This window comes from Hafnia sp. HMSC23F03, assembly GCF_001816025.1.
Taxonomy (GTDB): Bacteria; Pseudomonadota; Gammaproteobacteria; order Enterobacterales; family Enterobacteriaceae; genus Hafnia; species Hafnia paralvei.
Map to the genome: position 1 here is coordinate 387,293 of NZ_KV824233.1, position 9,628 is coordinate 396,920.

The 9,628-nt window shown below is 44.4% G+C and carries 9 protein-coding genes and 4 tRNA genes; 8 read left to right on the plus strand and 5 right to left on the minus strand.

Annotation, left to right across the window (positions count from 1 at the left end):
* Positions 1-51: 51 nt before the first annotated feature.
* From HMPREF3091_RS16530 to HMPREF3091_RS16540, 3 genes are read right to left on the minus strand one after another with little or no spacing between them, the layout of a single operon-like run.
* Positions 52-816 carry a fimbrial biogenesis chaperone gene (locus tag HMPREF3091_RS16530; protein WP_070717139.1) on the minus strand — a complete coding sequence of 255 codons (765 nt, stop codon included), beginning with the start codon at positions 814-816 and terminating at the stop codon, positions 52-54.
* Positions 817-831: 15 nt separating this feature from the next.
* Positions 832-1,335, minus strand: a complete 504-nt coding sequence (locus HMPREF3091_RS16535; protein WP_227660162.1) for a Csu type fimbrial protein — start codon at positions 1,333-1,335, stop codon at positions 832-834.
* 39 nt (positions 1,336-1,374) lie between these two features.
* Positions 1,375-1,944 carry a spore coat protein U domain-containing protein gene (locus HMPREF3091_RS16540; RefSeq protein WP_070717142.1) on the minus strand — a complete coding sequence of 190 codons (570 nt, stop codon included), beginning with the start codon at positions 1,942-1,944 and terminating at the stop codon, positions 1,375-1,377.
* Positions 1,945-2,547: 603 nt separating this feature from the next.
* On the opposite strand from HMPREF3091_RS16540, the gene HMPREF3091_RS16545 reads away from it, so the two are divergent.
* Positions 2,548-3,216 carry a gamma-glutamylcyclotransferase gene (locus HMPREF3091_RS16545; RefSeq protein ID WP_070717147.1) on the plus strand — a complete coding sequence of 223 codons (669 nt, stop codon included), beginning with the start codon at positions 2,548-2,550 and terminating at the stop codon, positions 3,214-3,216.
* A 112-nt stretch (positions 3,217-3,328) separates the two neighbouring features.
* Positions 3,329-3,404, plus strand: a tRNA-Lys gene (locus HMPREF3091_RS16550).
* A gap of 240 nt (positions 3,405-3,644) precedes the next feature.
* Here the strand turns inward: HMPREF3091_RS16550 and HMPREF3091_RS16555 are convergent.
* Complete coding sequence (locus tag HMPREF3091_RS16555) at positions 3,645-4,721, minus strand: glycosyltransferase family 9 protein (RefSeq protein ID WP_070717151.1); 1,077 nt, start codon at positions 4,719-4,721, stop codon at positions 3,645-3,647.
* A 468-nt stretch (positions 4,722-5,189) separates the two neighbouring features.
* Positions 5,190-5,414, minus strand: a complete 225-nt coding sequence (locus HMPREF3091_RS16560) for a DUF2594 family protein (protein ID WP_004094789.1) — start codon at positions 5,412-5,414, stop codon at positions 5,190-5,192.
* A 610-nt stretch (positions 5,415-6,024) separates the two neighbouring features.
* Here HMPREF3091_RS16560 and uvrY point away from each other — a divergent pair.
* The 6 genes from uvrY (at position 6,025) to HMPREF3091_RS16590 (ending at position 9,570) form a co-directional block, all read left to right on the plus strand.
* Entirely contained in the window at positions 6,025-6,681 is a 657-nt protein-coding gene (uvrY, locus tag HMPREF3091_RS16565) for a UvrY/SirA/GacA family response regulator transcription factor (protein WP_008813142.1), read from the plus strand.
* The gene (gene uvrC, locus HMPREF3091_RS16570) at positions 6,641-8,506 is read left to right on the plus strand and encodes an excinuclease ABC subunit UvrC (protein WP_371328692.1); all 1,866 of its coding nucleotides are present in this window, start codon (positions 6,641-6,643) and stop codon (positions 8,504-8,506) included. Before uvrY ends, uvrC begins: the two co-directional genes overlap by 41 nt.
* 57 nt (positions 8,507-8,563) lie before the next feature.
* Positions 8,564-9,112, plus strand: a complete 549-nt coding sequence (gene pgsA, locus HMPREF3091_RS16575; protein ID WP_004094793.1) for a CDP-diacylglycerol--glycerol-3-phosphate 3-phosphatidyltransferase — start codon at positions 8,564-8,566, stop codon at positions 9,110-9,112.
* 158 nt (positions 9,113-9,270) lie between these two features.
* Positions 9,271-9,346 (plus strand) — tRNA-Gly (locus HMPREF3091_RS16580).
* A 53-nt stretch (positions 9,347-9,399) separates the two neighbouring features.
* Positions 9,400-9,473 (plus strand) — tRNA-Cys (locus tag HMPREF3091_RS16585).
* 10 nt (positions 9,474-9,483) lie between these two features.
* Positions 9,484-9,570: transfer RNA gene (locus HMPREF3091_RS16590), tRNA-Leu, on the plus strand.
* The last annotated feature ends 58 nt before the right edge of the window (positions 9,571-9,628 follow it).

Genomic DNA, 9,628 nt, shown 5'->3' on the forward strand with positions numbered 1-9,628 from the left:
TGTACCTGACTTTGGTTGCGTTCACTTAGGCGGCTTGGCGAATAGTGCCGATTATGGTGTCGGGCCGGATTGCCAAATATTAGCGTCGTTATTGACCTCTGCCTTTAGGTTCTCGCCGTGTGACACGCTTGGTGGTAATGGCCATACGCGCTTGGAATTAGCGAGTACATAGCCCAGCAAGCCATCTGCTATTGGCTTGCCGTTAATTGATACTTTACTCAGACGGGCATGAATTGCGCCTTGATTCGTGACTTCTAGTGCCGGATGGCCATTATTGTTTATCGTTTTCCAACTCAGTTGGCTTTGATTGAGATGCACCGGTTGTGAGGCATTGCGCTGAAAGTTGACGCCGTCACCATAGACAAACAGAGGCAGCGAATAGCGCATGAGCAAAGAAACTCCGGCCTGATTGGCAGAAGAATGATCGGGCGCTGGAACTTCATCGATCAGGATACGAAAAGCCTGCTCTTTTCCCGCCGGCGTAGGGTATTGGCGAATAAGGCGGATAAGCTGCTTTTTCCCGGCGCTGATGTTTACGATGGGAGGGCTAGCAACAACGTCTTGCTGATTGCGATAATTTTCTTCTCCGTTTACCTGTTGCCAGCCAAGCACGCGTATTTGCATGGTTGCGACGCTGTTTCCCTTATTTTCAAGCCAGAGCTCGGTCGCGTTGTCGTTTGCGCCCAGCGCCGGGTCAATTGGCCAAATTAGCATATTAGTGGCGGAAAAGGCTTTGATTGGCGCAGCTATACACACCAATAGAGTGCCAATAAAAATATAAGGAATAGGATAAATAGAATCGACACGTTTGCTCATCAAACTCTCCTTGATTTACCAAGTGAGCGTCACCGTTAATGTATCGGTGTAACTCCCTGAAGGGCTAAAGCCGTTAAGTTGTAATACGCCGTAAATAGGCAAAATAATGTTGTTATTCGTGCCAGTTATATTGAGTGGAACGGTTTGGTTAATCAGAATTTCGTTGGTATGCGCCGCGTCGGAATATATTCGATAAGGTAATTGCAGACTATTTCCGCTCTGCATCACATTACGTACGGTAGTCTGGTGTGTCCCTCCATCGACTTTCATACTCAGGGTGACACCAGGAGTACAAGCTAGCGTCAACGTGGTGTTTTGCACAAAAGTCCCGTTGATGCTTCCACTGGTTGTGCCGGAATATGAGCCAAAGCTTAGCGTGCCAAATAAGCTTCCAGCACCCAGCAAGGCACATCCTGCGGCGATAGTTGCTTGAGCTTTGAATTGCGCAGAGATGACGGCATTGGCATTTTGGGCAGCGACACAGCAAAACAACAATGCAGCAGGTATTGAGCTGACCACTCTATTAATAACCCTGCTCCCCTGTGTATTCATGGCGCGCTAATAGGTAATTGTTATGTTTAATGTGTCGGCATAGGCTCCAGCCTGCACGTTAGTATTATTCGCCACCCCCACGATTTTTCCCCAAAGGGCATAACTGCCGGTGGTGCCAGTGGTATTAACAGCGGTTAATGTTGCGCCATTGGTCAGTGCGGTTGTCATGTTTGAGTTATCGTAAACGCTGTAGGCTATCCCCTGGGTGGTGGCAGGAGGGCTTATCAGATAACGCCCAGGTGTACCCTCTGTTCCATAAACGGTAGTTGGCTTGGGATTGACACTGCTGGTTAGTGCGACTGAATAAGTCACCCCAGACGTACATTGGACGTTAAACGTGTTACCACCAGAGCCGCCACCACTAAAGCTTGCGGTTAAACTATCGAAAGTAGCGGGGGATGAGCCAAAGCTCAGAGTACCGAAGTTCACACCGGTTTGAGCAGGTGAACCGTTTACCAAACAGCCATTGGTTAAGTTTAAGGTTACGCTAACGGTACCGGTGGTTGTGGCAGCCATAGCTGGCGCAGCAAGCAGGCTGGCGCTTGCCGCGATCGCGAAAATAAACCGTAGCTTCATCGTCTATCCCTCAGTAATAAGATGACAACTGAACAGCAACTGATTTCCGACTGGCGTAAGTGAGAAAAATCCAAATACTTCAATAATGCTTATAATTAAATGCGTTAATAACAAATGTAGCGCAAGTCTAAAAAATCACCACTGCAACGTTAAAAACTTAATTGTCTGTAATTACGTGATAAAACGAGTTGCTAGCGATAGGTATGCTCTTACGACTTTGAGCAGGGCAAAACCGCGATGGGGAGTAGAGGTAAAGATTTATTAACGAAAAGGCAATGGGATGACACAGTGTTAATCAACAAAAATTGATAATTTGCAGAATTTTTTATGAGGGAGTAGCATTATTACACACATAAGTGGTCAAGCCCGATGGGCAAATCGATTATGCAATCCTTTCATGCTTTTCTAAAAAATCACTCTCAATTTATGGCAGCGTTCTGGTCAATCATGATTATTGTCTTCGAAACCTCCATAGCCTTATACATCATTCGAAATATTTGATAACCGCACTACCGCCATACGGCGCATAATGACAGTTGAGTTAAAACCATCTATAGATTAGTTTAAATTCACTGTCGTTGTTTTCTGCGTAGGGAGGTCAACGTGTTAACTCGAAAATTATTGGAGTCGCAAGACTTTGCCAAAACCTACTCAGCCTTGGAAAACCTGTTCTGGACACCAGCACAGCTCGACGCTTCCTTAAACCACATGATTGAAACCTGCCCCAAAGATCAGGGGATCTGGATTTTTGGCTATGGCTCGTTGATTTGGAATCCACTTCTTGAGTATGCAGAAGTACAACCTGCCCATCTTAAGGGCTGGCAGCGCGATTTTAATATACGTTTATTAGCTGGGCGTGGTTCAGAACATACGCCGGGGCGTATGCTTGGCCTCAAACCTGAAGGTGAGACGAGAGGGTTAGCATTCCGTTTATCGGATGATAACGCTCGCTGTGAGCTCCAACTTCTATGGACGCGAGAAATGCTAGCTGGGGTTTATACGCCCAAATGGTGCCCTTTGAGCCTTGCTGATGGTCGTGAGATTTTTGGGATTACGTTTATCACCGATCCCCAGCATCCGCTGTATGAGTCCAACTCAACGTTGAATACCGTGGCGGCACTGATTTCCCAGGCCAGCGGCTCGTTGGGCAGCAACGCCGAGTATTTATTCTCGTTAGACTCTGCACTAGAACAGCACCGTATGCCGGATAGCAATATCACCGAGCTTGCGCGCTGTGTGCGCCAAATCCAGCAAAACGCGCCAACCCGATAGTGAGCGTTTGATTTTTCATCATTTCGTAAACCTGAGCGGACACCTTTATGTATGCGTAAGGATTGTGTGACAATTGACGCATACATCACGGAGGAGAATAATCTCCCTCGTTGGGTCGTTAGCTCAGTTGGTAGAGCAGTTGACTCTTAATCAATTGGTCGGCGGTTCGAACCCGCCACGACCCACCAATAAATTCAAAGGCTTGCATGAAAATTGCTAGCCTTTAGTTTTTTCGAGGATACCTGAGGAAAAAATCAGATCTAAAATTCAGTCTAAAGTCTTGCTACTGAATTTTTAATTTCGCGGGTATAAAATAGCCTAAGGGGCATTAGGCGCTTATAAGTAGTAAGCGGGTTGATTTTAAATTGCAATCTCAGCTAACTGGATTTACTCACTGACTACCTTAACGCACCCGAGTTATTTGTAAGTTAGTGCCTTGAAGACATCTGGTTGTTGATCCTTGATATAATGTGCCCTAGCGTTTTTTTGAATTCATCTAGATTGATATGATCAACACCTTTGCTTACCACAATCGTCTCTGAAATATCCTGCATGGCTGGCCAGCGTGTTTTATAATCGGCATAAACAGCAATCACTGGCGTATTATATGCACTAGCCATATGTAATATGGACGTATCTGGCGTTATTGCTAGGAAAGCATCCTTGATCACTGCAGCAGAACGCATTAATGAGGGAGATAAAGAGAGATGGTAAACACCCTCAAATGATTCAGTCAATTTAACTGCATTATCGACACCTTTCGGTCCGTGAACGATGACAACCGGCATATCTGTTTCACTTTTGATTATCGAGAGCAGTTTTTCGGCAATAGGGAGTGAAAAAGTTCGCTCTTGCACACTTCCCTCTAAATTAATTGCAATATAATCCCCTAATGAACGAGTTTCGTTACGTACTTCAATTAATGCTTCTTCATTGAGTGGAAATTCGAACATAGGTCTTACGGCAGGAAATCCAGCGTCTCTCATCAACGTTGACCAAGTCATCGTCACTGGCGCACGAAGTTCCTGATCCATTCTTGAGGCGTTTTTACATATTGGGGAGTAGCATTTCATCGTTAAACCGACTACCTGAAAATTGGTTTTTGCCCTCAGTTTGTTGATGAATAACATCGTCTTTCGGTTTTTCTTTCGCATTGCTTCAATACATAAATCTGGGGTGCCATATTGCTCTTTTATGTTTTTGGCCACTTCTTGTATTTCATCTTTACTAGCATGGTCCTGCATTGTCATACTTATTATTGTCAATTTTGTATGACCCAAATTAAGGGATTCAAATACAGGTTTGTTTATCGTAGATGATACAATTAACAAATGCTTTACTTGATGTAACTCCAGCGATCGTATGATGGGATAAATGGCCATCGCATCCCCAATTTGATCTGGCATATGAATCACAACAAACTCTATTGCAGAGTTATCGATATCTATAGACTTATAATCATAGCGAGAAAATATAATATGTCTTAATATTGATGTTAATGACATTTTTAAAATCACACCAACCAACAGGTTAAAAGGTTAGCTAGTCTATCAGATTTGTAGGTAAGTCACTCAGTATATCTTTGGGAACTACCGTTCTGCGGAATTATTCATTTCTTGTCTGTATTTATATTTTTCATAAATAAAAATATATGTTTGTCATATGTACTGCGATATATCCACGCTATATTTTTAGTTGCATCCTTTACTTGGTGAGAAGCAGCAACATTCATTTGCTTGTCATTTGATACCACGTGACTTATTTGAAGTATAAATTTGGGGGATTTTGCCTGAACGGCAATGAATAGAGAAAACAGCGTACGGAATAAGACTTGAGTGTTAATCTCACGCGCTAAGCGTAATTTATATATTTACGCAATATCAGTGCATAAGAAAACGGGCTGAGGCGCTTAACAAAGGTAGGGCAGTATAAGATTTGGCTTGCACATTAACGCAAGCCAAATCTAAAGCAGATTATTGACGGTAAGCGTGTTTAATCTGGCAAATAGCATGTTTGAAAGACTCTGACTGAGAGGCATCTTCGAGTTGAGCCGCAAATTTTTCCATATTGATAATAACTTTACCCGCATCGGCTTGGCCCATGGCTTTCAGCATGAATGTCAAAGTGGCTTTTAAGCACGCGACTTCGTTGGCCAGAGTTTCGATAGTGGATTCGGTAGAGAAATCTACGTTGCTCATATTTTACCTTTAGTGGTGTGTTTTTGTCCGAGATGCTTCTAAATCAATCACGTACAAATGTCTATACGGAGAGTCATTGAGTGACGGAATTTTCAAGCTGCGAAGTATATCACAGCTGTAGGGATTTGAGGATGTAGTCCGGTCAAGGTTTTATCAGTGATAATGTTTTCATTCTCTCTCGTAAAGATAAAAAATTTCCGTTGGCTAATGTTCAGGCAGCGTGGGTAAAATATATTCAATTTGTTATTGCGAATAACAAGTTTCATTATGGAATCGATATTTCATGCTGAGAGTATTCACTTTGTAAGCAAAAAAACTATTAATTTAACGACTTGTTTACGCTCAATTATCTAAGCGCTGTATTATTGTGGATTTATTTTTATCTGTTTGATTTTAAGGTTTATTTTTCGTGTTCTCGATCGTGTGATAGTCCTTTTTTCTAGTATGAGTGCGGTTGTGGGCGATCTCAATATAGTCATCGGCCAATCAGAAATAATAATGTCAGTATTAAGTGATTAAACTATTCATTCTTGGTTCAAAAAACAGTATTATCTTCTTCGTACTGGCAGTAAAAACATGTCATTAGTTCCTTCTTTTGGGAGACTTTTCTTTGATCAGCGTTCTTCTTGTTGATGACCACGAACTGGTGCGCGCAGGGATTCGACGCATTCTTGAAGATATCAAAGGGATCAAAGTTGTTGGCGAAGCACAGTGCGGTGAAGATGCCGTTAAATGGTGCCGCAGTAACAGCGCAGATATCGTATTAATGGACATGAATATGCCAGGTATTGGTGGGCTTGAGGCTACGCGTAAAATACTACGCTATAACCCTGATGTTAAAGTCATCATGCTGACCATTCATACCGAGAATCCACTGCCAGCTAAAGTGATGCAGGCTGGCGCGTTTGGATATTTGAGTAAAGGTGCTGCGCCACAAGAAGTGGTGAACGCTATACGTGCAGTTCATTCAGGACAGCGTTATATCGCCTCGGATATTGCACAGCAGATGGCACTTAGCCAGCTAACGCCACAAACAGACTCGCCATTTGCCAGTTTGTCTGAGCGTGAGCTGCAGATTATGCTGATGCTAACCAAAGGTAGCAAGGTTGTTGAGATTTCTGAACAGCTCAATTTGAGTCCGAAGACGGTAAACAGCTACCGTTATCGTATGTTTAGCAAACTCAATATTAGTGGTGACGTTGAATTGACGCACCTAGCGATTCGACATGGATTGTGCAGTGCAGAGAAGCTGTCAAATAGTGACTGAACGTTTTGATCCTGTAGAATTTTTAAAAACGGTTACTCATCAGCCCGGCGTCTATCGTATGTATGACGCCACTGAAACTGTTATTTATGTAGGTAAGGCTAAAGATCTTAAAAAGCGTCTTTCTAGCTATTTTCGCCAAAATGTGGGGAGTCGCAAGACAGAGACTCTGGTCAAAAACATTGCTCAGATCGATGTAACCGTAACCCATACGGAAACAGAAGCGTTGTTGCTTGAGCATAACTACATCAAGCTTTATCAACCACGTTATAACGTTTTACTGCGGGATGATAAATCTTACCCTCTCATTTTTCTCAGCGCCGATACTCATCCTCGATTGTCAATCCATCGCGGCGCTAAGCATGCTAAGGGGGAGTATTTTGGTCCATTCCCCAATTCTTACGCGGTACGCGAAACGCTAGCGCTTTTACAAAAGTTGTTTCCTATTCGCCAATGTGAAAATAGCGTTTATCGCAACCGCTCGCGGCCTTGCCTTCAATATCAGATTGGCCGTTGTTTAGGGCCTTGCGTTAAAGGTCTGGTCAGCGATGAAGAATATGAGCAGCAGGTAAATTATGTTCGCCTGTTTCTTTCCGGTAAGGACAACCAAGTGTTGGAGTCGTTGGTTGTGCGCATGGAAGATGCGAGTAAAGCGCTCAAGTTTGAAGACGCCGCACGTATTCGAGATCAAATTCAGGCAGTACGTAGGGTGACTGAAAAACAATTTGTTTCAGGCAGCAGCGACGATCTGGATGTTATTGGCGTTGCGTTCGATTCAGGCATGGCTTGCGTACACGTACTATTTATCCGCCAGGGTAAAATACTGGGAAGCCGAAGCTATTTCCCTAAAGTGCCGAGTGGTACAGAGTTAAGTGAAGTCGTGCAAACATTTGTGGGGCAGTTCTATTTACAAGGTAGTCAGATTCGTACGCTACCTGGTGAAATATTGCTCGATTTCACGCTGCCGGAAAAAGATATACTCTCCGATTCTATTTCTGAGCTTGCGGGGCGCAAGGTCAATATTCAGACTCGGCCACGAGGCGATCGTGCTCGTTACTTAAAATTGGCTAAAACCAATGCGCAAACTGCGTTGATCACCAAACTTTCTCAGCAATCCACTATTCATCAGCGATTAACGGAGCTTGAGAAAGTTTTGCATCTTTCAGATATCCACCGGATGGAATGTTTTGATATCAGCCATACGATGGGGGAGGAGACAGTTGCATCCTGCGTGGTTTTTGACCGTAACGGACCGGTTCGTTCAGAGTATCGCCGCTACAATATCAACGGGATCACGCCCGGGGATGACTATGCTGCAATGAACCAAGTATTACGCCGCCGTTATGGAAAAGCGCTAGAAGAAGACAAAATCCCAGATGTGATTTTTATCGACGGTGGCAAAGGGCAGTTGGGACAGGCGAAAGAGGTCTTTTCAGAACTGGATGTTCCGTGGGATAAACATCGCCCGCTGTTGCTAGGCATTGCAAAAGGCAGCGATCGTAAAGCAGGACTGGAAACGCTGTTTTTACAGCCTGAGGGAGAAGGGTTTTCTCTACCTCCTGATTCACCTGCGCTGCACCTTATCCAGCATATTCGTGATGATTCTCATAATCACGCGATCACAGGGCACCGTAAAAAACGAGCCAAGGTGCGTAACACTAGCTCACTTGAAACTATCGAGGGAGTTGGCCCTAAACGCCGCCAGACGCTTTTGAAGTATATGGGGGGGCTGCAACCCTTAATGAATGCAAGCGTGGAAGAAATTGCAAAAGTGCCTGGTATTTCACAGGCTTTGGCAGAAAAGATCCACAATGCATTGAAACACTAAGGGCATTGTAGCAACATACAAACAATATCCACATACGGAAGATAGTTACCTCACGCTATGCGATTAAATATACCGACCTTACTCACTCTATTTCGCGTTATCCTGATCCCATTCTTTGTTGTGGCGTTCTACCTTCCGTTTGTTTGGGCTCCTCTTGCCTGTGCGCTGATTTTTGTGTTTGCAGCGGTAACGGATTGGTTTGACGGTTTTCTGGCTCGTCGATGGAAGCAAACCACACGTTTTGGGGCATTCCTTGATCCCGTAGCCGACAAAGTCATGGTTGCTACGGCGCTGGTACTGGTTACGGAGCACTATCATGTTTGGTGGATTACGCTGCCTGCCGCCACAATGATTGCTCGTGAAATCATCATTTCAGCGCTGCGTGAGTGGATGGCGGAGATCGGTAAGCGGAGTAGTGTGGCTGTGTCGTGGATTGGTAAGGTGAAAACTTCTGCGCAAATGCTATCGCTGGTTGCGTTACTGTGGCGCCCAGATGGCTATGTTATCGTCGCTGGCGTCATTGCGCTCTACATCGCTGCGGTACTGACATTCTGGTCCATGTTCCAATATTTGAACGCTGCACGGAATGATTTGCTCGAACCGTGATCGAAATGCGTTAAAAATCAGCAAACAGTCGTTATGAGATAAAAATGATGTTGACGCAGTTCGTGAGATAAGTAGAATGCATCGCATCAGACGGCAACGATGAAAAGCCAGAAGATACAAGTAGCTAAGTTGGTGAAGTTAACTGACTTAAATACTAAGCGGGAATAGCTCAGTTGGTAGAGCACGACCTTGCCAAGGTCGGGGTCGCGAGTTCGAGTCTCGTTTCCCGCTCCAAATTTAAAAGGCTGGCATGAAAGTGCGAGCTTAAGCTTAAAGCTAAAGATTTTGGCGCGTTAACAAAGCGGTTATGTAGCGGATTGCAAATCCGTCTAGTCCGGTTCGACTCCGGAACGCGCCTCCAAATTTCCTTAGCCCGGGTGGTGGAATCGGTAGACACAAGGGATTTAAAATCCCTCGGCTGTAAGGCTGTACGAGTTCAAGTCTCGTCCCGGGTACCAAGGAAATTTACTAGAATAATCAAAGCAATAAAGCAGTGTCGTGACCGCCGAGAGGCGG